Origin of the sequence: Rhodoferax sp. OV413 (assembly GCF_900104385.1) — a bacterium.
Taxonomy (GTDB): Bacteria; Pseudomonadota; Gammaproteobacteria; order Burkholderiales; family Burkholderiaceae_C; genus Rhodoferax_B.
The window spans coordinates 374,784-399,054 of record NZ_FNJA01000004.1 but is presented as its reverse complement, the minus strand read 5'-3'; the positions used below and the strand labels follow the sequence as shown (position 1 = coordinate 399,054).

Genomic DNA, 24,271 nt, shown 5'->3' with positions numbered 1-24,271 from the left:
CCGTTGCGCTCATTTTTCGGCGTATGAATTTTTAAGAGAAATCGGGGTTTTGCGCATGCTGCAACTGCGCAAGCTGCTATTAAAAATGAATGAATAGCTGCCACAGCTCCAGCCTTATGTGGGCTAGCGCACAGACCGCGTTGCAGCGCGCTCACTAAGGTGTGGCTTTGGTTTTCTCGCGGAGATACCCATGCAGCAGCTCGTGCCGCCCTCTGTCCCCCCGTTCGCCATGCAGTTGCCCGGGCTCTCCATGGCCGGCGCCATCCTGCGGCAGATGACCTGGGCCGGCCATGCTGCGCCCCGCAGCACGGCCGGCTGGCAGGACGACCAGCAGTTTGTGGCGCTGATGAACGCCTACCGCAGCAGCGGCGGACTGGCGCGCGCCCAGGAGGTGCTGGCGCTGTTTGTGCGCCGCGGCGGGCCCGATGTCGCCACCCTGGCGCGCTGGGTGGTGCAGCGCGATGTGCTGAGTTTTGATTGGCATACCGACAGCTGGATGCCCTTGTTCCAGTTCGATCCCACCGATATGCACCCGCTGCCGCAGCTGCGGCCGGTGCTGGCCGAGCTGGCGGGCGTGTACAGCGCATGGGAGCTGGCCGAGTGGTTTACCGAGCCGAATGCCTGGTTGCACGGCGCCACGCCAGCGGACCAGCTGGGCTGCGATGCGGCAGGCGTGCTGGATGCGGCCCGGGCCGACCGCTTTGTGGCCAACGGCTGACTGATCTGCCTGCCAGAATCGCTCCGCACCCTGTAGAAACGTTGTAGGACGCGGCCGACAGACAAAGCCGGTTGCCACCGATGGCGCGTATCCTGCTTGAGCTCCATGATGGCCGCTTACCCGTTCTGGAGCTACCCATGAAAACCGAAACCCAACCCACCGCCGAGTTGGCGCAGCTGTGCCAATTGCTGGAACCAATGACCATCGCCATGCTGACCACGTTTGACACCCATGGCGCGCTGGTGAGCCAGCCCATGGTGCCGCTGGAGATGGACGAGACCGGTGCGCTGTGGTTCTTCACCGACCTGCGGTCCGAAAAAGTTGAACATCTGCAGGTGCTGAACCTGGCATTTGGCGATGTGCCACACAGCACCTATGTGTCGATTTCCGGCCATGGCGAGATCCATACCGATGCCGAGCGCATCGAGCGCCTGTGGACCCCCATGGCCCGGCCCTGGTTTCCCGATGGCGTGGAGTCCACCCACCTGGGCCTGCTGAAGATCGTGCCGCATGAGGCCGAGTACTGGGATGCGCCGCACAGCCGCATGGTGCGCATGTTTGCCATGGCTGCCTCGGCGGTGGCGGGCAAGCCCCTGGCCCTGGGTGAGCACGCGGTGCTGACCGATTTGTCCGAGCCGGCCCGCTACCCGCAGCCCGTATGAAGCCATTGGCCATGCCCACCACCCGCCGCCGCCGCTGGCGCACCGCTGGCGCCGTATTGCTTGGCGTGCTGGTGGCCGGCGGCATTGGCGAATGGCTGGGCTGGCCGTTTCTGGCGGCGCCATTGCAAAACGCTTTGTCCAGCGCGTTGGACCGCCGCATCACCATTGATTCCGCCGCCAGCCCGCAAACGCCAGATGCACCCGGCTTCCAGGTGCGCTTTCTGGGCGGGCTGCGGCTGACCACGCCGCGGCTGGAAATTGCCGCGCCCACCTGGAGCACCACGCCCCACATGCTGGTGGCCCAGGGGGTGGCACTGGAGCTGCGTTATGTGGACCTGTGGCGCGCTTACCGCGGCCAGCCGGTGCGTATCGAGAGCTTGCAGGCCCGTACCCTGGACGGCAACCTGGAGCGCCAGGCCGACGGCCGCGCCTCATGGCAGTTTGGGTCCAAGCCAGCATCCGATACGCCCACTGAGCGCACCCGCTTGCCGCTGTTTGGCCAGTTGCTGGTGAACGACGGGGTGGTGCGCTACAAGGACGCGCCACTGGGCGCCGACCTGCAAGCCACTATTTCGCTGGCGCAGCTGGCTCCGGGCGATGCGGTGGGCTCACATACGCAGGTACCGACCAGCGTGCTGAAGGTGCAGGCCGATGGCCGTTACCGCAACCAGCCGTTGAAGATCATGCTGGCCACCACGGCAGTCTTGCCGTCGACCGAGACCGACGATACCCAGGCCTTGCCGGTGGCGCTGGCACTCGATGCCACCGTGGGCCGCGCGCAGTTGGTCTTCAAGGGCAGCGCCAAGGATGTGCTGCAGTCCGACACGTTTGCTGGTCGCTTCAGCATCAAAGGCCCTTCGCTGGCCGCCGTGGGTGACCCGGTGGGCGTCACGCTACCGACAACCGCAGCTTTTCGCAGCGAGGGCAGTCTGGTCAAGCAGGGCAATACCTGGCAGGTGGTGGTGGACGATGCCACCGTCGGCGCGAGCCGCCTGAAGGGGGCTTTTACTTACGATGCGGGGCGCAGCACGCCCCTGCTGTCGGGCCGGCTGGGCGGCAACCGCTTGCTGCTGGCCGACCTGGGGCCGGTGGTCGGTACCACGCCCGCGGCTACGGCCGACACGGCCGAGCCGCTGCAAGTCAAGGCCCGCGGCAAGGGCAGGGTCTTGCCCGACCGGCCATTCGATCTTCCGGCCATGCGGGCGATGGACGCGAATGTGCTGATCGACATCGGCGAAGTCGATCTGAACACCAAGCTGCTACAGCCCTTGAAACCGCTGAGCCTGCACTTGCAATTGGTAGGTGGCGTGCTCACCCTGCGCGACCTGGTGGCGCGCACCGCCCAGGGGCAGCTGCGCGGCGACCTGACGCTGGACGGCCGGGCCGCCACCGCCTTGTGGAATGCCGATCTGCGCTGGGATGGCGTGCGGCTGGAGCAATGGCTGCAGCAGACCCGAGCCAAGGGCTTGCCGCCGTATGTGGCGGGCAAGCTGCAGGGCCGTGCAGTATTGACCGGGCAGGGCCGTTCTACCGCTGAAATTCTGGCCAGCCTGAAAGGGCAGTTCCGCACCGAGTTGCGCGACGGCGCGGTATCGCACCTGGGGGTGGAGCTGGCCGGCATCGACCTGGCCGAGAGCCTAGGCATGCTGATCAAGGGCGACGATGCCTTGCCGGTGCAGTGCGCGGTGGCCGATCTGGCGGTGGCCGGCGGCGTGTTCCGACCGCGGGCGATGGTGGTGGATACCGCGGACTCGGCGGTCTGGGTGGATGGTTCGCTGTCGCTGGCGACCGAGGAGATGGACTTGCGGGCGGTGGTCGTGCCCAAGGACTTCAGCCCGCTTACCCTGCGTACGCCGCTGCGGGTGCGCGGCACTTTCAGCGATCCACAAACCTCGCTGGAGAAAGGCCCGCTGGGCGCCAAGGTAGCGGCTGCGGTCTTGCTGGGCCTGGTCAATCCGTTTGCGGCGCTGATCCCGTTCATCGACATCGGCGACAACAAGGAAGCCGAGCGCGATGCAGTCGGCTGCCAGGGCCTGAAACAGCGCGTGGCAGCGGTGGCCGCCACCCGGCCCCCGGCTGTCAAAAAATAAGCGGCTAGACCAGCGGGCGCTGCGGTGGCCGGCCGTCGCCGTATAGGTCGGCCAGGCGGACCAGCGTCTTCACGTCGCGCAGCCAGAGCCGGCCGTCTTCGATGTGGTGCAGGCCCCGCCGTTCCAGCTTGCGCAGGGTTTTGTTGGTGTGCACCAGCGACAGGCCCAGGCCGTCGGCAATGTGCTGCTGGGTCAGCGGAAACGGCACGCCGGCCGCACCGCCATCGTCTTGCAGTGCAGCGGCCCGCTTGAACAGCAGGATCAGCAGCGTGGCGATGCGCTCCTCGGCGCTGCGCCGGCCTACCGACAGCAGGGTGTCGTCCACCAGCGATTCCTCGTGCGCGGTCAGCCAAGTGATGTTGAATCCCATGGCGGGTGACTGGCGGTGCAACTCCCACAAGGAGTCGCGCTGGAACACGCAGAAGCGGGTATCGGTCAGGGTCATCACGCCGTGGGCCGCGGCGTCGCCCATTTTTTGCTGCACGCCAATGAAGTCGCCGGCTAGCAGGAAGGTGAGGATCTGCCTACGGCCGTCGCTCAAGGTCTTGTAGCGAAAGGCCCAGCCTTCCAGCAGCGTGTACAGCGGGGCGTCGGTCTGCCCTTCGTGGATCAGGGTTTCGCCCGGGCCCATCTGCATCTCGCGTCGCTTCAGGGACTGCACGATGGCCACTTCATCGTCGTCGTTGCGCAGGAACAAGGGCAGTGGCCGCAGCGGGCAGGCGCTGCAGCGAACTTCGGTCATGGCTGGCCTTTCTCGTGGTTCTAGTGGCTTGACGCTTGTGTCTTTTGACACAACTGTGGGGGGAGGGCACCCGTACATTGCAGGCTTATGCCCCGCCTGTTGCAGCTGCCTGGGATCTTATCTCCTGGCAACTCTGGGCATGGGCTGTTTTCGCCTTCTTTTTAGCGAGACTGTTGACATGCCCCGATCTGCGCCGACATGCCTCCCTGTGGCCCATGGCCTGAACCCCACGACGCCCAAGGTGTACCGTTTTTACACGCCATCGCCGGCCCGGCTGCGTCCACCGGCGCAAGCCGGTCATGCGCAGGTGTTCCGCCCCCCAGGCAAGGAAGACTCGGCCCGCGTCACGCCGATGGTGCGCAAGCAGCAGTCCTTGCCTTTGCCCGGGGTGGCCATGGAGGACTGGGACTTGCTGTTTGGTGCCGTGACCGACCGGCTGCGTGGTGCCGTGGCCTCTGCGCAACAACGGCCAGGATTGGTCGAAGCCTTGGGCGCATGTGTGCTGGATTGCCTGCAAGCCTTGGAGCAACTGCGCGCCACACACAACCAGGCTTGGAGCGTGCAGCAGCGTATGGCGCTGGATCTGTTCGACGCACGAACCGCATTGGCGCAGACCCGCACCGATTTGGCCTGATCCTATGTGCGGTATCGCACCGATGGATGCCGGGCCGGCGTCTAAATTGCATGCAGGGCGATAGGCGCCGATTTTTATAACCACTAGGAGTACGCCATGGGCATAGGAACTATTTTGCTGATTGTTTTGGTGTTGATGCTGATCGGTGTGTTGCCGACCTGGCCGCACAGCAGCAGCTGGGGTTACGGGCCCACCGGGGGTATCGGCCTGGTGCTGGTCATCATCGTGGTGCTGTTGCTGATGGGACGGATATAGCCATGCATTTGCCGGGTGGCATCGCGCTGCTTGCAAGTGCCGCCGCATTGTTGCTGGGCGGCTGCGGCGAAGTCGCGAAGCTGCCGATTTCGGCCGGCACGGGGCCGCAGCCCAGCCTGCCGGCGCCCAATCCCACCCTGATTCCTACCGTCAACATCGCACCGGCGAAGCCCTGGCCCGATGGATCAAAGCCCATCGCTGCGGCCGGTACCCAGGTGGCAGCATTTGCCAGTGGCCTCGACCATCCGCGCTGGCTGTATGTGCTGCCCAACGGCGATGTGCTGGTGGCCGAAACCAATGCACCGCCCAAGCCGGACGACGGCAAGGGCATCAAGGGCTGGGTTATGCAATGGGTGATGGGCCGCGCGGGCGCGGCTACGCCCAGCGCCAACCGCATCACCTTGCTGCGCGACACCAACGCCGATGGTGTGGCTGACATGCGTTCGGTGTTGCTGGACGGGCTGAATTCGCCGTTTGGCATGGCCTTGGTGGGTGATAGCCTGTTTGTGGCGAATACCGATGGCGTGCTGCGCTTTCCTTACGTTACCGGCCAGACGCGCATCACAGCATCGGCCAGCCGGCTGGTGGAGTTGCCTGGCGGGCCGATCAACCACCACTGGACCAAGAGCCTGCTGGCCAGCCCGGACGGCAAGCAGCTGTATGTGGGCGTGGGTTCGAACAGCAATGTGGCCGAACGCGGCATGGCGGCAGAGACCGAGAGGGCGGCGATCTGGCAGGTGGATACCCAGTCGGGTGCGCACCGGGTTTTTGCCTCCGGCTTGCGCAACCCCGTCGGCCTGGCCTGGACACCCGAGGGCAGCGCACTGTGGACCGTGGTGAACGAGCGCGACGAGATTGGCAGCGACCTGGTACCCGATTACCTGACCTCGGTGCGCGACGGCGGCTTTTACGGCTGGCCTTACAGCTACTACGGCCAGCAGGTCGATGTGCGGGTGCAGCCACCCCAGCCTGCACTGGTGGCCAAGGCCTTGGTGCCCGACTATGCGCTGGGGCCGCATACTGCCTCGCTCGGTTTGGCGTCCTCCGTGGGCACATCCTTGCCGGCAGAGTTTGCGGTGGGCATGTTCATCGGCCAGCACGGCTCCTGGAACCGACGTCCGCACAGTGGCTACAAGGTGATTTTTGTACCCTTCAAAGCGGGCCAGCCGGTAGGCCCACCGGTGGACGTGCTGACCGGATTCTTGACCGCCGAAGGCCATGCGTCCGGCCGGCCGGTGGGCGTGGCGCTGGATACGCGCGGTGCATTGCTGGTGGCCGATGATGTAGGCAATGTGGTGTGGCGCGTGACTTCTGCACCTTGAGGCGGTAGCCTATGCGCATGCTGAATCAATGTGTGCGCTATGCCCTGGCCCTAGGCCTTGTATTTCTGGCGGGCTGTAGCAGCCTGCCGCGGATCACCCCCGACCTGGCGCAACGGCGCGGGCCACCTCCGCAGCTGGAGGGTGCGCATGGGCCGCTATCTGCGGCGCGCAGCAAGGCGATTCTGGACGGCCTCCGCAGCAGCGGCACCGAAACCAATATTTTTGACCGCCACCTGGCGCTGGAAGAAGCGATTGTCGGCAGCCCGTTGACGGCAGGCAATGCGGTGGTGTTGCTGCAGGATGGCCCCGCCACCTACCGTGCCATGTTCGCCGCCATCGAGGCCGCGCAAGACCACATCAACATGGAGACCTACATCCTGGAGGACGATGAGGTGGGCCAGCGCTTCGCTGAGGTGCTGATCGCCAAGCAGCAGCAAGGCGTGCAGGTCAACCTGATACGCGACAGCGTAGGCACGCTGGGCACGCCGGCGGCCTTTTTCCAGCGGCTGGTAGACAGCGGCATCCAGGTGCTGGAGTTCAATCCGGTGAACCCTTTGCTGGCGCGCACCAGCTGGGAGCTGAACCAGCGCGACCACCGCAAGCTGCTGGTGGTGGACGGACGCACGGCGTTCCTGGGCGGCATCAACATCAGCAGTGTGTACTCGGGAGGCTCGCGCAGGCGCAGCACCCAGCCGCCCGATGAAAACCGCCTGGCCTGGCGCGACACCGATTTGCAACTCAGTGGCCCGGTGGTGGCCGAGTTCCAGAAGCTGTTCATTGCCACCTGGGTGCAGCAAAAAGGCCCACCGCTGGCCGCCAAGAATTACTTTCCAACGCCCACACGCGCGGGCAACCAGGTGGTGCGGGCGATTGGCAGCGCGCCGGGTGAACCCTTCAGCCACATCTACGCCACGCTGCTGTCGGCGATTGGCAGTGCCGAGACCAGTGTGAGCCTGACCAATGCCTACTTTGCCCCCGACCCGCAGTTGCTGGAGGCGCTGGAGGCCGCGGCCCGGCGTGGCGTGGATGTGCGCCTAATACTGCCAAGCCAGACCGATTCCTGGCTGGTGTTCCATGCGGGGCGCGGCTACTACGAGCGGCTGCTGCGCGCGGGCGTCAAGATCTACCAGCGGCGCGGTGTGATACTGCATTCCAAGACTGCGCTGATCGACGGCGTATGGGCGACCGTGGGGTCGACCAACTTGGATTGGCGCAGCTTCTTGCACAACCAGGAGCTGAATGCCGTAGTGCTGGGCGCCGAGTTTGGTAGCCAGGTGCAGGCCATGTTCGCCAAGGATCTGGCGGCCTCTGACGAAGTGACGCTGGAGCAGTGGCTGTGCCGCCCGATCGACCAGCGGCTGAAGGAGATTTTCTCGCGGGCCTGGGAGTACTGGCTGTAGCCGTGCAGATGTCCGTAATGAAGAAGTACCTGGCTGCCTACCTGGCCACCATCGTGGTGTTGCTGCTGCTGGATGGGCTGTGGTTGGGTGTGATTGCCATGCCGCTGTACCAGCAGGGCATTGGGCATTTGATGTCAGCTCAGCCCAATTTTGCAGCGGCTGCGGCGTTCTACCTGGTGTATGCCGCGGGTTTGCTGGTGTTTACCGTAGCGCCCTATGCGGCCCAGCCCGGCTGGCGCAGCACGGCGCTGGCGGCCGCGTTTTTCGGGTGCGTGGCTTATGCTACCTACGACCTATCGAACCTCGCGACTTTGCGAGGCTGGCCCCTAGGCTTGTCGCTGCTGGATATTCTGTGGGGCAGCTTGCTGAGTGCTGCGGCTGCCACCGCCGGCAAGCTGGTGTTGGGCCGTGGCAAGGCCTGACGGTGCAGGCATGCCACGGGGCGAACTAGCGGGTAGGAGGGCGGTTTGCCTGCGGTTGCGCTGGCGGCGCAGGTTCTGGCTTGCGCGCTTGCAAAGCCGTCACCAGTGTGCTCATCCAGGACTGCAGGGGCAGATGGGCAATGCCTTTGGATAGCAACTGTGTGCTCAACCCTGCAAACAGCGCCGGTTTGAGTATCCAGCGCCATGGTCGGCCCCAGACCAGCAGGCCGCCCAGTACTAAGGCACCCAATGCCACACCCAGCGGGTTGCGCCGGGCCACGGGCTGCACGATGGCTTTGGTGGTGTCGGCGGCAAGAATGCAGGCGATGCGCAGCGGATGCTGGGTCCACCAGCTGCTAATCGCTTCGAACAATACATTGGCTAGAGGAATGGAGCGCAGACTATCCATCCAAGCAGATGAGGGGCTGGCTGCGTCTACCCCTGATCTGGGTGGAGGCGTGTGCGTCCCCTTGAGGAGGGCTTGGCGCAGCAAGGCGCGCGATACATCCAGGCGTTCAACGGCTGTGGGTGTGGGCAGCTCCAGCAAGGCAGTAGACGAAGTATTCACAGTGTGCCTACCTCGCGCAACATAGCCATATCGCTCTTGATTTGCTGTCGCACATTGTCAAAGCTGCTGGTGTTGGCAGAGCTGCGGGCGGCAATCAGGCAACACACCGCAAGCGCCAATGGCAGTATGGGCGCCAGCAGCAAAGCCCACAGGGAATGGATATCCGCCATGGGCGTTGTGGCCCATAGCATGAGAGCCACCCCTGCGAGCACTGCCGAGATGGCGATGCAAACCAGGGCTACGCTGAGCAACACGGTGCGCTGTTTCCAGCGCCCGGTCGCCTGGCCGAGTTCCTCGGACAGCAGCTCGGCATAGGCCTCGGCATGATTCAGTAGCAGCTGCGGCTGGGTCGCTATCAGGCGAAGCAGGGGAGGCACCATGGCGCGCGATCTGCGGCTACGCCAGGGCTTTAGATGTCATCACGCGAACGGCCTGCAAGGTGCACCAGGGCAGCGAGACCGGCACCGATCACGGCGGCAATCAGTACGGCCTTGACGGGTTCATCCTTGATGTAATTCAGGGTCGAATCGGAAGCGCGTTGCGCCTGGGCCTTGACCTTGGCCGAGCTGTCCTGCACGGCTTCCTTGCTTTGCTGCAGCAGTGCACTGGCTTGTTCGCTGGCGCGGTTCAGCAACGGTGCAGCCTGGGCACGCAGGCCGTGAACTGTGTTCGCCAGATGGTCCAGCGTGTCATTGGCCACGCGTTGGGTGGACTTGATGACGCTGTCGGCCGTTGCGGCGGCCTGGTCGGCAAGCTTGTTGGTTGGTTGTTCAAGTTGGTTGTCTAACATGGGTATTCCTTTGAGAGTGGTTGGGATCGGTGGGGCCAGCAGGCTGGCCTAGCTCTTCTTGATGAGGCCGAACAGAAAGCTGGCGACGGCCAGAACGGCGAACACAATGAACAGGATCTTGGCAATGCCCACCGCGCTGGCAGCAATACCAGTGAAGCCGAACAGTGCGGCGATCAAAGCGATGACGAAGAAGACGACGGCGTAGTGCAACATGGTATTTCCTTGCTTGGCGGATGGCATGCCATCCTTGGTTTCTGGGTCTCGCAAGCCTTTGGTTGCGATGGATCCAGTGTCTGCCTTGGCGCATGGAATGGCGATAGGCAGCTTTGCCGTAGCCTTGTCGGGAGAGCACCACAGCCGGCGTAGGACTGCGCCGACAGACCGGCCGCATGGCGCGGCCGGGTGGATTTCAGGTGCTGGACTCGGTGGCCGCGGGGATGGCTACCGAAATCGGCAGCCGGGCCTGGATCAAGGTGCCGCGACCGGGGCCAGACACCATGGTCAGCACGCCACCTTCGGCCTCGACCCGAAAGCGCATGCCCACCAGCCCGTAAGCCGATTGGGGTTTGGCGCTGGTGTCAAAACCCACACCGTCGTCGCGCACTGATACCTCCACCTGGCCATCGCGCGTGCCCAGTGTGACCCAGACATTCTGGGCCTTGGCGTATTTTGTGATATTGGTTATGGCCTCTTGCACCAGGCGGTAGACCATCAGTTCGGCGGTGGTTTTGAGCTCGACCGGCTCCAGCGAGCAATGCACTTGCACGGTGGATTGGTCGGCGAACTCGCGCGCCAGAATTTCCAGCGTGGAGACCAAGCCCAGGTTGCTCAGTGCAGAGGGGCGCAGGTCTTCAATGATGCGCCGTCCGAGCGCGATGCCGGAGTTGAGTGTGCCCACCAAGTGCGTCAGCAACTCCAGGGCTTCCGGCGCCGTGCCGCCCAACCGCGATCGGATGCGGGCTGCATCGAGCTTGGCCGAGGTCAGCAGCGCGCCCAGATCGTCGTGCAGATTGCGCGCCAGGCGGTGGCGTTCGTCCTCACGGGCGGTTTGCAGGTGGTGGGTGAGTTCGGTGAGCTGGGCCGTGCGCTGGACCACTTCCACCTCCAGCCGGTCGCGTTCGACCTGCACCATGCGCTGTATTTCTAGCTGCTGCTCCCGGAACAAAAAGATCTGGCGGAAGTACATGAACAAGGCCAGCAGGCTGAGAGCCGTGAGCGCAGCTACCCCACCGCGGTTGAACATCAGCATGCCGTAGATTTCGCTGCGGCCCTTGTTGACGTTCTGGGTCTCGTATTCGAGCAGTTCGTCGGTGAGCTTGCGGATGGTGTCCATCTGCTCTTTGCCGATATCAGACATGACAATGTCCTTGACCGCATCGTCCTTGCCTTCGTCGTGCATCTTGATGGTCAAAGCCAGCTCGGACAAACGCGTGTCTGTCACGTTGTGCAGCTTCCCCAGCACATCGGTGGGCAGGCGTTGGCCCCGGTAGTAGACGTCCAGAAACTGCAGTGACTCGTTGATTTTCTGCAGTGCGGCGTCGTAAGGTTCGCGGTATTCTTTGCGGTTGGTGACCAGGTAGCCGCGCTGGCCGGTTTCGGCGTCCAGAATATTTTTTGTGAGGCTTTGTATCGTTGTGCGGGCCTGTCCCATGCTGCCCAATTTGTCGAGTATTGCGACCGACTGGAGGTAGGAACCCTCACTGATCAGCACAATCGAGAGTGCCGCAGTGCAGGCCAGTACAAATACGATACGGTTGCGTTTGACAACGTTGATAAAGTTCATCTTCAGCCTTCAACCGAAAGTGTGGGAACATGCTGCAGAATGTTCCGCCAAATACCATGATCCGAATTGCTATTGTTGACGACCACGCCATGGTCCGCGCTGGATTGCGCCAGTTTTTTGCCGACCAGATCGACTTCGCGGTGGTGGCCGAAGCCACCAACGGCCGCGAGGCGCTGGACATTGTCCGCAAAGGCGAAATCGACGTGATGATCATGGATATCTCCATGCCCGACCACAGCGGTGTTGACGCACTGGTGGCCATCAAGGCCCGTGCGCCTGATCTGCCGGTGCTGATACTCAGCGGCTTTGCCGAAGAGCATTACGCCACCACCTTGCTGCGCCAGGGCGCCAGCGGCTACTTGAACAAGGACTGCGATCCCGAGGACATCGTCAAGGCCATCCGTACGGTCTGCAGAGGGCGCAAGTACATCACGCCCGGCATGGCCGAACGTCTGGCCGATGGCTTGGGCGGTGGGGGCGAGAAACCCCCTCATGAACAGCTTTCTGAACGCGAGCTGCAGGTCTTCCTGCGGCTGGCCAAGGGCGAAACCATAGGCCATATGGCGGTGAGCATGTCGCTCAGCGTTAAGACCGTCAGCACGTACCGCACCCGGGTGATGGAAAAGATGCAGTTGGAGTCGAACAGCGACCTGACCTATTACGCGCTGAAAAACGGCTTGATCCAGTAGGCCGCACGGCCCCGCGCTCAGGCCAGCGCACCGGAAGCGGTGTTGCCCGAGTGGCCGTCGGCCAGCTGGCCGCAGTAGTCGATCAGCGCATCAATCTCGTTGGATTTGTCAAACACCCGGTCGGCTCCCAGGTCCAGGCATTTGCGCCGCATGTCCTTGGTGGCGTAATTGCTCAGTACCACCAGCTTGCGCGGTGGCAGCAGTCCATGTGCTGCACGCAACACGCCCAGGCCGGAGCCGGCTTTCAAGAAAATATCGACGATCACCAAGTCGACATGGTTGCTCGGACGGGTCAGCCATTGCACCGCGCTGAGTTCGTCTTCGGCGGTGCCGATGACCGCCACCGGCACGAGCTCTTCCAGCGTGGCGATCAGGCTTTCTCGGATCACCGGGCTGTCTTCAACGATATAGGTTTTGAGCTGGGGCATGTGCGCGGCACTAATTCCTGAGAGTCCAGAGCCGGCGGCTCCGCCCTGTGTTGGTAGAGTGTATTGCGTGCAAACAATGCGCTCTACTTGAGGTGTTAAACACTAGATTTGGCACAAGTGTGCATCGAAAGCGGGCACAAATCCATCGGGCATAGGCGCAGTCGCCTGTCGGAATTGTCCTACAGTGCGCCCCGTGTAGGACAGCAACTACCGCAGCCCGCGGTGCCGTCTGCTGGTGGCTGCCATGGCCCCACCGCACACTGTGGCTACCTTAGGGGTCCACCGTCTCGGCGGGCTCCGCCACTCCATAGGAGACACGTATGAAAAATATATTCAAGACCACACTCGCCATCAGTGCCATGGCAGTCGCGGCCCAGGTAGCCGCCCAGGTCACTTTTTACGAGAACGACAATTTTGAAGGACGGTCCTTCACCACCCAAAACGAAGTCCGCAACTTTGACCGCTCGGGTTTCAACGACCGCGCGTCGTCGGTGATCGTGTTTGGCGAGCGCCAGGAGGTCTGTGAGGACTCGCAGTTCCGCGGCCGCTGCGTTGTGTTGCGCGCCGGGCGTTACCCTTCATTGAGCGCCATGGGCTTGAACGACCGCGTGTCGTCGGTGCGCACGGTAGACCGCAATGCCAGGGTGGATGACAACCGCTATGCGCCGCCGCCCATGCCGGTCTACGACAACCGCCGCCGTAATAACGAGCGCCTGTTCGAAGCCGATGTGACATCGGTACGCGCTGTGTTGGGCACGCCCCAACAGCGCTGCTGGATGGAGAAGGAAGAAGTGCAAAGCCGCGGTAATGCCAACATCGGCGGTGCTGTGGTGGGCGCCTTGCTGGGCGGCGTGTTGGGCCACCAGGTCGGTGGTGGGCGCGGCCAGGACATCGCCACTGCGGGTGGTGCGGTTGCCGGCGCCGCCGTCGGTGCCAATGTAGGCCGCAATGGCCAGCCCATCACCCAGGACGTGCAGCGCTGCGCCACCGAGCCGGCGTCTACCCGCCCTGAGTACTGGGACGTGACCTACAACTTCCGCGGCCAGGAGCATCGCATCCAGATGACCACGCCACCCGGACGCACTGTCACAGTGAACCGCCGCGGCGAACCCCGCGCATAAGCCTGCCTACGCAGTTTCAGACGGCCCTTCGGGGCCGTTTTTGTTGGGTGTCCCGATCCGCTCGCGTAGGACATCTACTACGGCAATTGGCGGCACTGTCTGCTGTGCGTTGCGGGCACGGCCACGCACACTGCAGCTATCCCATTTACCGAAAAAAAGGATTTCTATGAACATGTTTTTCAATCTCAAAACCTCTGCCCTCGTCGCTGCCGTGATGCTGGCCTCGGTGTCCCAGGCGGCCACCATGTCCAAGGATGAATACGAAGTGGGCAAGACCCGTATCAGCGCAGATTACAAGACCGACAAGGCGGCTTGTGGATCGCTGGCCGATAACGCCAAGGACGTGTGTATGGAAGAGGCTAAGGGCAAGGAAAAGATCGCCTCTGCCGAGCTGAAGGCGGCCCATTCCGGCAAGCCAGCCGACCACACCAAGGCCCTGGAAACCAAGGCCAAAGCCGACTATGCGGTTGCCAAAGAGAAGTGCGACGACAAGGCCGGCAACGACAAGTCTGTCTGCGTGAAGGAAGCCAAGGCCGCCGAGACCAAGGCCCTGGCCGATGCCCGCACCGCCAAGCAAATTGGCGAAGCCAAGACCGAGAACGCTGAAGAAAAACGCGATGCCGACTACAAGGTGGCCGTGCAGAAGTGCGACACCCTGGCCGGTGATGCAAAGACCAGCTGCGTGAGCGCAGCCAAGGTCAAGTTCGGTAAATCTTGATTTTTGATCTCTCCCACAACAAGGAAGCATTATGAAAACCACACGTCACTATGCAGCTAGCGCTTTGGCAGCAGCTGCCCTGGTCATTCTGAGCGGCTGTGCTGGCATGACCCGGCAAGAAAAGGGTATCGCCACCGGCGCCGCAATTGGCGGTGTTGCCGGTGCAGCCGTCGGCGGCGGTGTGCTGGGTACAGCGGCCGGTGCGGCTGTCGGCGGTGTGATCGGCAACGAAGTCGTCAAGCGGAAGTAAGCAGTCAGCGCCGGGGGCTTGCCCCCGTGCGCATGTTGGTAAGGAGGATGTATTTATGACAAACCATTTTGAATCCCGCTCGGTGGGAATTATTTTTGCCGCCGTGTTGGCCTTGTCCGTTGTGGGCTGTAGCAAGCAGGTGGATGCCACTGGCGCCGCTGCCCCGGGCACCACCGTCGGTACCGAGATCGACGACACGGTCGTCACCGCCAGCGTCAAGTCTGCACTGCTGGCCGACCCCGATGTGAAGAGCCTGGACTTCAAGGTTGAAACCCGCAAGGGCGAAGTGCAGCTCAGCGGCTTTGTAGAAAACCAGGCGCAGATCGAGCGCGCCACGTCCATCGTGCATGGGGTGTCGGGCGTGAAAAGCATAGACAACAAGCTCAGCCTGAAGGTAGCGGACACCACCGTAGGCAACAAGGTTGACGACGGCATCGTGACCGGCCGTGTCAAGGCTGCGCTGCTGGCCGATGCCAGCATCAAAAGCCTGGACATCGGTGTGGTGACGCGCAAGGGTGAAGTCCAGCTCAGCGGTTTTGTTGATAACCAGGAGCAGATCGAACGCGCCGTGCAGGTCGCCCGTGCCACGGAAGACGTGCATAGCGTCAGCAACGAAATGACCATCAAGAAATAGCCTCTGGCGTTTCTGCTCCATCCGCCACCCCTGGTTTGTTCCTCGGGTGGCTTTTTTTATGCGTTTTGTGCCGCTGGCACAGATCTTATAAGCGCGGATAGCTATAGAAATTAGAGCGTGGCTGGATGGGGCCATCGGATGTAAACCCTGTAGGCGCATGGCCCTGGTCGGGGGCTGTGCTTGTCCTACCGCGGGCCGCGTTGCTGTCCGCTTATGGGGGCGTGGGGTTCTACCTAGACTGGCCTTACACCACCGCATTGCCATGAAAAACACCCCGACCTCTACCAAGCCGCCTACGCTGCGGCTCCAATTTTCGATCGACCTCGATTACCACATCACAGCGCCTGCCTGTGATTTTGTGTTCAACATCCACGCCGCCAAAACTGCCCACCAGACCGTGGTGTCCGAGGCGCTGAAGATCAGCCAGCCCGTGCCCCATGCGCTGTACACCGACCCGGTGACGCAGACCCGCTACCTGCGGCTGACTGCGGCCACCGGCCCTTTAAGCGTGCACTACGAAGCGACGGTGGATCTCAGTCATTTCACCGCGCTGCCCGAGAACATTCCCGAGGTCGGCGTGGCCGACCTGCCGGGCGAGGTGCTGCAATACCTGTACCCCAGCCGCTACTGCCCGTCGGACCGTTTGCACCGTCTGGCCCTCAATGAATTTGGCGAACTGCCCCCAGGCTATAGCCGGGTGCAGGCCATCCACGACTGGGTGACCAGCCGGGTCAACTTTCAGTCCAACTCGTCCGATGGCAACACCACCGCCATCGACACCCTGGTGGACCGGGTCGGCGTGTGCCGCGACTTTGCGCATCTGATGATTGCGCTGTGCCGCGCCGTCAACATCCCGGCCCGCTTCACTACCGGCATCGACTACGGCGCCGACCCGGCGCTGGGCCCGACCGACTTCCACGCCTATGTGGAGGTCTTCCTGGGCGATCGCTGGTACATCTTTGACGCCTCCGGCGTGGCCATCCCCATGGGCTTTGTACGCCTGGGCATAGGCCGCGACGCAGCCGACTCGGCCTTTGCCACCATGTTTGGCGGCGTGACCAGCAGCGCGCCCGTGGTGCATATCGAAGCCATACCCAATGCGCTCGGCAAGCTGGTCTTGCCGCAGCACGTACCGCATGGCCTGTCGACCGACGGCCAGGCGCAGGCCTTCTGAATTCTTTTTCCACTGGAGATCTTTATGACAAAAAACACCTGGCCTTTGGCCGTGACCGCTGCCGCCCTGGCATTGCTGGTCGGCTGCAGCAGCATGAAAACCCCGGCCACCGCCGATGTCGCGGTATCCAAAGCCGCGGTGGACAGCGCGGCCGGTGCCGGCGGGGCTGAATTCGCTCCGTTGGAAATGGCTTCGGCCCGCGAAAAGATGGCCGCCGCCCAGAAGGCCATGGCCAACAAGGACTACAAGCTGGCCGCCGTGCTGGCGAACCAGGCCCAGGCCGACGCCAAGCTGGCCCAGGGCAAGGCCAACTCGGCCAAGTCCCAGGCCGCGGCCGATGCGATGCAAGACAGCGTGCGCGTTCTGCGCGAAGAACTCGACCGCGCCAGCAAATAAATCTAAAGAAAGAACACCATGAAAAAACTTTACGCCACCCCCGTCGCCCTGGCCCTTGCTGTACTGCTGGGCGCTTGCAGTTCCATGCCCACCAGCACCAGCCTGCTGGAGCAAACCCGCAGCGACTACCAGATGGCCCAGGCCAATCCCGATGTCAACCGCTACGCCCCGCTGGAGCTCAAGCAGGCCGGCGATGCGCTGGCCCAGGCCAATGCCTCCGCCGACCACAAGGACAAGCCGGAAAAGGTCGACCAACTGGCCTACCTGGCCAAGCAGAAGATCGCGCTAGCGCAGGAGGCTGCCAACCAGAAGGCCGCTGAAGCCGATGTGCAGAAGGCCGGTAAGGAAAGCGACGCACTGCGCCTGCAGCAACGCTCGAATGAAGCCGACCAGGCCAAGGCCAATGCGATTGCGGCCCAGCAGAACGCACTGGTCGCCCAGGGCGATGCCGCCGACGCCCAGCGCAAGACCGACGAAGCCCGCCGCATCGCCGCCGAAGCCCAGACCCGCAACGCGCAGCTTGAAGCCCAGCTCGCCGACCTGGCCGCCAAGAAAACCGAGCGCGGCATGGTCATCACCTTGGGCGACGTGCTGTTCGGCACCGACCAGGCACGCCTGACGCCGGACGGCATGCGCACCGCGCAAAAGCTGGCCGACGTGTTGCAGCAGAACCCGCAGCGCAAGGTGCTGGTCGAAGGCTTTACCGACAGCACCGGCGCCTCTGGCTACAACCAGGAGTTATCGGACCGCCGTGCCGGCGCCGTGCGCAACGCCTTGCAAGACATGGGTGTGGGCCGCGACCGCATCGCCATCCGCGGCTACGGCGAAGCCTACCCGGTGGCCGCCAACGACACGGCATCCAACCGCCAGCTGAACCGGCGCGTGGAGATCGTGCTGTCGGACGAAAGTGGCAAGACGCAGCAGCGCTAAGTTTTAAACATTTCAGCCCGCTGGCGCTTATGGTGCCTGCGCAAGCTGCTATAAGAAAAATAGCGTATCAGTAGTTCCATGGCAGGCGCATAAGCAGCCCTGCCGGGGGTCTGCGGCATGAGCGGCGTTGGCTGAGACCCCTGCTTCAACCTTGGCGAGTGGGGGCGTCCTCTCGCATGGACCGTGTCTGTTCTACCAGCCAGGTTCTAAAGGCCGCCGTCACGGCGTCCTCGCTTTGCTGCTCCGGGCACGCAAAGTAGTAGGCCCGGTCGCTCGGGCAGGCGTGGTCGACCGGGATCACCAAGCGGCCGGATACCACGTCATCCCCCAGATCGTATTCCGGCACCAGGGCCACGCCCAGCCCGGCGCGTGCCGCCTCCAATGACATCGAGAAGAGTTCGTAACGTTGGCCCACCAAAGCATGGTTGATCGAGTACCCCACGGAGTCGAACCACTGGCGCCAGGCATAGGGCCGCGTACTTTGCTGCAGCAAGGGTAGGCGTGCCAGTGCGGCCGGATCCAACTGTGTGCCGGGTGCGATCAGCGCAGGACTACAGACCGGAACCATGCTTTCGGCCATCAGGAAAGTCGTCGCCGCGCCCGGCCAATTGCCGTCCCCGGTGTAGATGGCCGCGTCGATGCCCGAGTCTTCAAAAGCAAAAGGGCGGGTGCGGCTGGAGAGGTTGACGGTGACGTCCGGTTGCTGGCGGCCGAAGGCTGGCAGTCGGGGCAACAGCCAGCGCGTGCCGAAGGTCGGCACCACGCCCAGTTCCAGTGTGCCGCCGCGGCCCTGGCGGGCCATCAGGTCCAAGGTGCCACGTTCCAAGTCGTCCAGCTGTTTGGTGATGAACCGGCAGTAGGCCGTGCCAGCTTCCGTGAGCACCATGCCGTGCTTGGCGCGGCGGAATAATTTGACGCCCAGAAACGACTCCAGCCCGCCCACCTGCCTGCACACAGCGCTTTGTGTCAGCGCCAGTTCACGCGCCGCCTCGGTATAGCTGCCATGTCGGGCGGAAGCTTCAAAAGCGGTGAGTGCCGCGGCGCTGGGAATCTTGCGTCTCATGGAAAAAGCTTTTTGAAGTTTCTCAAGAACTGAATTTTATGCACAGGACTATGAGAACAAAACGTTTGTTGGACAGGGGCAATGGCTTTAAATTCTAGCCATCGCAGTGCACGAGTTCTGAAACTACTGCACTAGTTGGCTTGGTGGAGAACAGGAGAGCAAATGAAATTAACCGAGGTCAGCGTTTTTGAAACGCAGCATTTATCCCCATGCTCTGGCCATGAGGCTGCCCACGCCAGCGCCCGCCGTACCTGCTTTTGCGGCGCTGCGCCATCTTGCCGCCCGGCCGGTTGACTGGAAAAGTGGCCATGCCAAACGAAGGCGCACTCTCGCACATCCGCGTACTGGACCTCTCCCGTGTACTTGCCGGGCCGTGGGCCAGCCAGATGCTGGGCGATCTGGGTGCCGAGGTCATCAAGATAGAGCAACCCGGGAAAGGCGACGACACCCGTGCCTGGGGTCCGCCATTTGTCACCGATGCAGCGGGCCAGCCCGTCGAGTCGGCGTACTTTCTGTGTGCCAACCGGAACAAGAAGTCTGTGGTGCTGGACATGGCTACCGCTGACGGGCAGGCGCGGTTGCTCGAACTGGTGGCAAGTTGCGATGTGCTGATCGAGAACTTCAAGGTCGGAGGGCTGAAGAAATACGGCCTGGACTATGAAAGTCTGTCCCGTATCCATCCTCGCCTGGTGTACTGCTCCATCACCGGTTTTGGCCAGACGGGGCCCTACGCGCCGCGGCCAGGCTACGACTTCATGGTGCAGGGGCTGGGCGGTCTGATGAGCCTTACGGGCTTTCCTGAAGGCAGCGAAGGCGCAGGACCGGTCAAGGTCGGGGTGGCGTTGACCGATGTGTTGACGGGCTTGCACGCGGTCTCGGGCATTCTGGCCGCATTGGCATGGCGCGAACGTTCCGGCGAAGGCCAGCATATCGACCTGGCGCTTCTGGATGTGCAGGTGTCGTGCCTGGCCAACCAGGCATTGAACTACTTGGTCACCGGCACCCCGCCGCGCCGCCTGGGCAATTCACATCCCAGCATCGTGCCCTACGAGGCTTTTCCCACAGCCGATGGCGACATGATTCTGGCGGTTGGTAACGACTCGCAGTTCGCCTCGTTCTGCGGTGCTTCCGGGCAGCCGCAATGGTCTACAGATCCGCGTTTTGCGACCAATGCTGCGCGGGTTGAGCACCGCCTGCTGCTGGTGCCGCTGCTGCGCCAGTTGACGGTACAGCGCACCACCGCCGAATGGATTGCGTTGCTGGAGCGTGCCAACGTGCCGTGTGGTCCGATCAATGATCTTGAACAGGTTTTCGCCGATGCGCAGGTGCGTGCACGGGGCCTGCATGTCGACATACCGCACGCGGCGGCCGGCACCGTGCCCACGGTGGCCAGTCCGTTGCGGCTGTCCAAAACGCCGGTGCAGTACCGGCGCGGCCCGCCCGTACTGGGTGCCGATACCTCCGAAGTTCTGGCCGGTCTGGCCCGGGGCGCTCTTTGAATTCACCTACTTGGAAACTACGCAATGAAACTTCTTTCTTTTGAACATGGTGGCCGTGCCAGCTGGGGCGTGGTGCAGGGCCATCACGTGGCCGACCTGGGCCGCGCCTACCCGCAGTACCCAACGCTGCAGTCCTATATTGCGGCAGGCCGGCTGTCGGCCGTGGCGCAGGATGCCGCTTCGGTTCTGGCAGACATTCCGCTGGACGCCATCCGCTACTTGCCGGTGATTCCGCAGCCCGAAAAAATCGTGTGCGCGATACGCAACTACCACGACCACCACCGCGAAGTGGTGGCCGCAGGACTGGACCGTGAGCTCTCGGCTTTTCCGCCCATCTTCTTGCGGGTGTGGCGCTCTCAAGTCGCACATGGACAGCCCATCCTGCGCCCGCATGTTTCGCAGTCTCTCGACTGGGAGGGTGAGCTCGCCGTGGTGATTGGCAAAGAGGGGCGCAACATCCCGGCCGCCCAGGCACACGAATACATCGCTGGCTACTCGGTCTATAACGACGCCAGCATCCGCGAGTGGCAGTTCCACGCGAAAGCCATCTGTGCAGGCAAGAATTTTGAAGCCACAGGCGCTTTTGGTCCCTGGCTGGTGACCACCGACGAAATCGCTCCCGACCGCGCCCTGAAACTGACCACCCGGCTCAACGGTGAACTGGTGCAGTCCACCACCACGGCGGACATGATCTTCTCGGTAGCCCAGCAGATCGAATACGCGTCGACGATCTTCACTTTGGTGCCTGGAGATGTGATCGTGACCGGCACACCCGGGGGCGTAGGCTGGAGCAAGAAACCCCCGCGTTTCATGGTGCCCGGCGACGTGGTCGAGGTCGAGATCGAAGGCATCGGCGTGCTGCGCAACCCTATTGCGCAGGCCGCATGAATTACGGCTGCTTGGCTATGCCCATTTGACGCTTTGCCCCTGACACACCACATCGAACCGCGTTCAGCGGTCAACGGAGACAAATCCATGAACATCGCAAGACGGACTGCCCTGGCCGCATCGGCTGCAGCCGTACTCTGTGCCGCAGTGGCACATGCAGAAACCTATCCCGCCCAGGTGATCCGCGTGCTGCACGGCTTCGGCCCAGGCGGCAATGCGGACACGGTGGCGCGGCTGCTGGGTGCCGAGTTGAGCAAGCCCCTGGGGCAGCCGATCATTGTGGAGCCCAAGCCCGGAGCCGGTGGGGTGCTGGCTGCCGATACCGTAGCCAAGGCCAAGCCCGATGGTTACACCTTGCTGCTGGCCACCGGGGGACATGCTATTTCGCCGGCTATGTACGGAAAGCTGCCCTATGACGCCGTCAAGTCGTTTCAGCCCGTGGCGGCAGTCAGCACATTTCCGTTTCTGATCGTTGTGAATGCACAGGGCAAATTTCACACCATCAAAGACCTGCTGGCCGCAGCCAGTGCCAAGCCGGGAATGGTGACCTACGGGTCCGCCGGCATCGGGACAGGCCAGCACCTCAGCGGTGCGCTAATGGCGCAGATGGCGGGTGTGCAGATGAACCATATTCCTTACAAGGGCGAAAGTGCCGCGGTCAGCGCAGTGCTGGGCGCCGAGGTTGATTTTGTCGTGCTGGCCCCTACCGCTGCGGTGAGCCATATCAAGGCGGGCAAGCTGCGTGCGCTGGGCACCAGCGGCAGTACCCGCTGGCCGGGCCTGCCCGACGTGCCCACCGTGGCCGAACAGGGTGTTCCCCGTTACGAGGTGAAGTCATGGACGGCCCTTTTGGCCCCCGCAGGCACACCCGCATCGGTAGTCAAACGCTTGAACACCGAGGTGAACGCCGTGCTGGCCCGCCCCGACATACGCGCGAGGATCGAGGAAACCACGGGCGGCGAGACCAGCACCGCCACCCCGGACGAACTGCGGGCCCGCATCGACGCCGATGTCAAACGCTGGGTGCAACTGGTCGCTGACGCAAAAATTTCAAAGGAATAGAACATGAAAGTACTACGACCCACTCCCGCCCATTTCGGGATCTATGTCTTCGACCTGGACCGCATGGTGGACTTCTACACCTCGGTGTTTCGGCTGACGATTACCGACGAAGGTATCGGCAAGAACTTCGGCAACCGGCTGGTGTTCATGAGTGCCACCGAAGACCAACACCACCAACTGGTGCTGTCGGCAGGGCGCCCGCCTGAAGCCAAGGTGAGTACGGTGATGCAAATGTCCTTCCTGGTGCCGGACGTGGAGGAGCTTAGGCGCAACCGCGACATTGCCGAAGCCAAAGGTGCCTACGAATTGCGGCCTATGAACCATGGCAACGCCTGGTCCTTGTACTACTTCGATCCGGAGGGGAACCGCGTCGAGGTGTATATGGACACGCCGTTCTACGTGAACCAGCCTTACGGCACGCCCCTGGACCTGTCGCGCAGCGAAGCCGAGTTGCTGGCCGAAACCGAGCGTATGGTGCGTGACGACCCCAGCTACCTGCCGCTGGACCAATGGCAGGCCCAATTCCGCGAACGCGGTGCAGGGCGCGACTGATGCACGCCAACCTCATCGGCGGCCAGTGGCTTGCAGGCGCGGGTGTCGCCGTCAATGTAAATCCATCCGATACGCGTGACATCGTCGGGGAGTACGCGCAGGCCGACCCCGCGCAGGCACGGCAGGCGGTCGATGCGGCCAGCCAGGCCTTTGAATCCTGGAGCCACAGCACGCCGCAGCAGCGCTTCGATGTGTTGGATGCCGTCGGCACCACCTTGCTGGCGCGCCGTGCCGAGCTAGGGGACCTGCTTGCGCGGGAAGAAGGCAAGACCTTGCCCGAGGCTACCGGCGAAGTGGCACGGGCGGGCCAGATCTTCAAGTTTTTTGCGGGCGAGGCGTTGCGTTTGACCGGAGATGCGGTGAGCTCGGTACGGCCCGGTGTGGGCGTCGAGGTCACGCGAGAGCCCATTGGCGTGGTCACGGCCATCACGCCGTGGAATTTTCCCATCGCCATTCCGGCGTGGAAGATTGCACCGGCGCTGGCCTACGGCAACACGGTGGTCTTCAAGCCGGCCGAGCTGGTGCCTGGCTCTGCCTGGGCACTGGCCGAGGTCCTGGCGAACAGCGGCCTGCCGGCAGGGGTGTTCAACCTCGTCATGGGGCGTGGGGCTGTCGTGGGCCCTGCGCTCACCGAAGACCCGCGCGTCGCGGCGGTTACTTTCACCGGCTCGGCCGCAACGGGGCAGCGGCTGGCGGCGGCGGCCAGCACGCGCGGCACCAAGATGCAGCTGGAGATGGGCGGTAAGAACCCGCTGGTCGTGCTGGACGACGCCGACCTGGAGGTGGCGGTGCACTGCGCTGTGCAGAGTGCTTTTTATTCGACAGGGCAGCGCTGTACCGCCGCCAGCCGTTTGATCGTCACCGACGCGATCCATGACCGCTTCGTGGCGGCCGTGGTCAAGCGTCTGCAAAGCCTGACGGTGGCGGATGCCCGCAGTGTGGGCACCGATATCGGCCCGGTGGTGGACGAGGTTCAACTGCGCATCGACCTGGACTACATCGCATCGGCCCGGGCGGAAGGCGCGCATCTGGCCTTCGGAGGCGAGGCCAGACCCAGCGACGCGCAGGGGCATCCCGGTCATTACCTGCTGCCCACCTTGTTTACCGAAACCCACAACACGATGCGTATCAGCCGCGAAGAAGTGTTTGGCCCGGTAGCCAACGTGATCCGTGTGCGTGATTACGCCGAAGCGCTGGCCGTTGCCAACGACACGCAGTTTGGGCTGTCCAGCGGCATCTGCACCACCAGTTTGAAGCACGCATCGCACTTCAAGCGGCATGCGCAGGCAGGCATGGTGATGGTCAACGTAGCTACTGCGGGGGTGGATTACCACGTGCCGTTCGGTGGCCGCAAGGCTTCAAGCCATGGGCCACGCGAGCAGGGCCGGTACGCCGCAGAGTTCTACACCACCGTGAAGACGGCTTACACCGCGGCTTGAAGCTGCACGGCACAGCCACAACCACAACCACAACCACAACCA

At 63.1% G+C, this 24,271-nt stretch carries 29 protein-coding genes; 21 read left to right on the top strand and 8 right to left on the bottom strand.

Annotated elements, in window-relative coordinates:
* Positions 1-190 precede the first annotated feature (190 nt).
* The 3 genes from BLT66_RS16440 (at position 191) to BLT66_RS16430 (ending at position 3,470) form a co-directional block, all read left to right on the top strand.
* Positions 191-718, top strand: a complete 528-nt coding sequence (locus BLT66_RS16440; protein ID WP_092759019.1) for a hypothetical protein — start codon at positions 191-193, stop codon at positions 716-718.
* A gap of 137 nt (positions 719-855) precedes the next feature.
* The gene (locus tag BLT66_RS16435; RefSeq protein ID WP_092759017.1) at positions 856-1,380 is read left to right on the top strand and encodes a pyridoxamine 5'-phosphate oxidase family protein; all 525 of its coding nucleotides are present in this window, start codon (positions 856-858) and stop codon (positions 1,378-1,380) included.
* Positions 1,381-1,391: 11 nt separating this feature from the next.
* The gene (locus BLT66_RS16430; RefSeq protein WP_176955067.1) at positions 1,392-3,470 is read left to right on the top strand and encodes an AsmA family protein; all 2,079 of its coding nucleotides are present in this window, start codon (positions 1,392-1,394) and stop codon (positions 3,468-3,470) included.
* Positions 3,471-3,474: 4 nt separating this feature from the next.
* Here BLT66_RS16430 and BLT66_RS16425 read toward each other — a convergent pair whose 3' ends face one another.
* Positions 3,475-4,212 (bottom strand): Crp/Fnr family transcriptional regulator, encoded by a 738-nt coding sequence (locus BLT66_RS16425; RefSeq protein ID WP_092759013.1) that lies wholly within the window; start codon positions 4,210-4,212, stop codon positions 3,475-3,477.
* 178 nt (positions 4,213-4,390) lie between these two features.
* On the opposite strand from BLT66_RS16425, the gene BLT66_RS16420 reads away from it, so the two are divergent.
* The 5 genes from BLT66_RS16420 (at position 4,391) to BLT66_RS16400 (ending at position 8,245) form a co-directional block, all read left to right on the top strand.
* Positions 4,391-4,846, top strand: a complete 456-nt coding sequence (locus tag BLT66_RS16420) for a hypothetical protein (protein ID WP_143029236.1) — start codon at positions 4,391-4,393, stop codon at positions 4,844-4,846.
* A 96-nt stretch (positions 4,847-4,942) separates the two neighbouring features.
* On the top strand, positions 4,943-5,101 hold the full coding sequence (locus BLT66_RS16415) for a DUF3309 family protein (RefSeq protein WP_092759009.1): 159 nt from the start codon (positions 4,943-4,945) through the stop codon (positions 5,099-5,101).
* A 2-nt stretch (positions 5,102-5,103) separates the two neighbouring features.
* Positions 5,104-6,423, top strand: coding sequence for a PQQ-dependent sugar dehydrogenase (locus BLT66_RS16410; RefSeq protein ID WP_092759007.1), 1,320 nt, complete (start codon positions 5,104-5,106; stop codon positions 6,421-6,423).
* Between the two features lie 17 nt (positions 6,424-6,440).
* Positions 6,441-7,823 (top strand): cardiolipin synthase, encoded by a 1,383-nt coding sequence (gene cls / locus BLT66_RS16405; protein ID WP_255406961.1) that lies wholly within the window; start codon positions 6,441-6,443, stop codon positions 7,821-7,823.
* 8 nt (positions 7,824-7,831) lie between these two features.
* Positions 7,832-8,245, top strand: coding sequence for a DUF2177 family protein (locus BLT66_RS16400; RefSeq protein ID WP_255406967.1), 414 nt, complete (start codon positions 7,832-7,834; stop codon positions 8,243-8,245).
* Between the two features lie 25 nt (positions 8,246-8,270).
* Here BLT66_RS16400 and BLT66_RS26500 read toward each other — a convergent pair whose 3' ends face one another.
* The 5 genes from BLT66_RS26500 to BLT66_RS16375 all read right to left on the bottom strand — a co-directional run bounded on the left by BLT66_RS26500 (position 8,271) and on the right by BLT66_RS16375 (position 11,386).
* Positions 8,271-8,813, bottom strand: coding sequence for a hypothetical protein (locus tag BLT66_RS26500; protein ID WP_143029235.1), 543 nt, complete (start codon positions 8,811-8,813; stop codon positions 8,271-8,273).
* Entirely contained in the window at positions 8,810-9,193 is a 384-nt protein-coding gene (locus BLT66_RS16390; RefSeq protein WP_092758999.1) for a phage holin family protein, read from the bottom strand. Before BLT66_RS16390 ends, BLT66_RS26500 begins: the two co-directional genes overlap by 4 nt.
* 29 nt (positions 9,194-9,222) lie before the next feature.
* Positions 9,223-9,603, bottom strand: a complete 381-nt coding sequence (locus tag BLT66_RS16385) for a hypothetical protein (protein ID WP_092758997.1) — start codon at positions 9,601-9,603, stop codon at positions 9,223-9,225.
* A gap of 48 nt (positions 9,604-9,651) precedes the next feature.
* Positions 9,652-9,816, bottom strand: coding sequence for a DUF1328 domain-containing protein (locus tag BLT66_RS16380; RefSeq protein WP_092758995.1), 165 nt, complete (start codon positions 9,814-9,816; stop codon positions 9,652-9,654).
* Positions 9,817-10,012: 196 nt separating this feature from the next.
* Entirely contained in the window at positions 10,013-11,386 is a 1,374-nt protein-coding gene (locus tag BLT66_RS16375) for a CHASE3 domain-containing protein (protein WP_092758993.1), read from the bottom strand.
* A gap of 56 nt (positions 11,387-11,442) precedes the next feature.
* On the opposite strand from BLT66_RS16375, the gene BLT66_RS16370 reads away from it, so the two are divergent.
* Positions 11,443-12,075, top strand: coding sequence for a response regulator (locus BLT66_RS16370; RefSeq protein WP_092759190.1), 633 nt, complete (start codon positions 11,443-11,445; stop codon positions 12,073-12,075).
* 17 nt (positions 12,076-12,092) lie between these two features.
* Here the strand turns inward: BLT66_RS16370 and BLT66_RS16365 are convergent, their stop codons facing one another.
* Entirely contained in the window at positions 12,093-12,503 is a 411-nt protein-coding gene (locus tag BLT66_RS16365) for a response regulator transcription factor (RefSeq protein WP_092758991.1), read from the bottom strand.
* A gap of 320 nt (positions 12,504-12,823) precedes the next feature.
* Here BLT66_RS16365 and BLT66_RS16360 point away from each other — a divergent pair, with 320 nt between their 5' ends.
* The 7 genes from BLT66_RS16360 (at position 12,824) to BLT66_RS16330 (ending at position 17,726) form a co-directional block, all read left to right on the top strand.
* On the top strand, positions 12,824-13,624 hold the full coding sequence (locus BLT66_RS16360) for a beta/gamma crystallin-related protein (protein ID WP_092758989.1): 801 nt from the start codon (positions 12,824-12,826) through the stop codon (positions 13,622-13,624).
* Between the two features lie 166 nt (positions 13,625-13,790).
* Positions 13,791-14,342 (top strand): hypothetical protein, encoded by a 552-nt coding sequence (locus tag BLT66_RS16355; protein ID WP_092758987.1) that lies wholly within the window; start codon positions 13,791-13,793, stop codon positions 14,340-14,342.
* 31 nt (positions 14,343-14,373) lie between these two features.
* Positions 14,374-14,592 carry an osmotically-inducible lipoprotein B gene (locus BLT66_RS16350; RefSeq protein WP_092758985.1) on the top strand — a complete coding sequence of 73 codons (219 nt, stop codon included), beginning with the start codon at positions 14,374-14,376 and terminating at the stop codon, positions 14,590-14,592.
* Positions 14,593-14,647: 55 nt separating this feature from the next.
* Positions 14,648-15,226, top strand: coding sequence for a BON domain-containing protein (locus tag BLT66_RS16345; RefSeq protein WP_092758983.1), 579 nt, complete (start codon positions 14,648-14,650; stop codon positions 15,224-15,226).
* Between the two features lie 262 nt (positions 15,227-15,488).
* Complete coding sequence (locus BLT66_RS16340; protein ID WP_092758981.1) at positions 15,489-16,400, top strand: transglutaminase-like domain-containing protein; 912 nt, start codon at positions 15,489-15,491, stop codon at positions 16,398-16,400.
* A 24-nt stretch (positions 16,401-16,424) separates the two neighbouring features.
* A complete protein-coding gene (locus BLT66_RS16335; RefSeq protein WP_092758979.1) occupies positions 16,425-16,796 on the top strand; it encodes a DUF4398 domain-containing protein in 372 nt (123 codons plus the stop codon).
* A gap of 18 nt (positions 16,797-16,814) precedes the next feature.
* Positions 16,815-17,726, top strand: a complete 912-nt coding sequence (locus tag BLT66_RS16330; protein ID WP_092758977.1) for an OmpA family protein — start codon at positions 16,815-16,817, stop codon at positions 17,724-17,726.
* 145 nt (positions 17,727-17,871) lie between these two features.
* Here BLT66_RS16330 and BLT66_RS16325 read toward each other — a convergent pair whose 3' ends face one another.
* Entirely contained in the window at positions 17,872-18,789 is a 918-nt protein-coding gene (locus BLT66_RS16325) for a LysR substrate-binding domain-containing protein (protein ID WP_092758975.1), read from the bottom strand.
* A 308-nt stretch (positions 18,790-19,097) separates the two neighbouring features.
* Here BLT66_RS16325 and BLT66_RS16320 point away from each other — a divergent pair, with 308 nt between their 5' ends.
* From BLT66_RS16320 to BLT66_RS16300, 5 genes are all read left to right on the top strand, one after another.
* Positions 19,098-20,288 (top strand): CaiB/BaiF CoA transferase family protein, encoded by a 1,191-nt coding sequence (locus tag BLT66_RS16320; RefSeq protein WP_092758973.1) that lies wholly within the window; start codon positions 19,098-19,100, stop codon positions 20,286-20,288.
* 24 nt (positions 20,289-20,312) lie between these two features.
* Complete coding sequence (locus BLT66_RS16315; protein WP_092758971.1) at positions 20,313-21,176, top strand: fumarylacetoacetate hydrolase family protein; 864 nt, start codon at positions 20,313-20,315, stop codon at positions 21,174-21,176.
* Positions 21,177-21,263: 87 nt separating this feature from the next.
* Positions 21,264-22,238, top strand: coding sequence for a tripartite tricarboxylate transporter substrate binding protein (locus BLT66_RS16310; protein ID WP_092758969.1), 975 nt, complete (start codon positions 21,264-21,266; stop codon positions 22,236-22,238).
* Positions 22,239-22,241: 3 nt separating this feature from the next.
* On the top strand, positions 22,242-22,790 hold the full coding sequence (locus tag BLT66_RS16305; protein WP_092758967.1) for a VOC family protein: 549 nt from the start codon (positions 22,242-22,244) through the stop codon (positions 22,788-22,790).
* The gene (locus tag BLT66_RS16300) at positions 22,790-24,229 is read left to right on the top strand and encodes an aldehyde dehydrogenase family protein (RefSeq protein WP_092758965.1); all 1,440 of its coding nucleotides are present in this window, start codon (positions 22,790-22,792) and stop codon (positions 24,227-24,229) included. Before BLT66_RS16305 ends, BLT66_RS16300 begins: the two co-directional genes overlap by 1 nt.
* Positions 24,230-24,271: the final 42 nt, after the last annotated feature.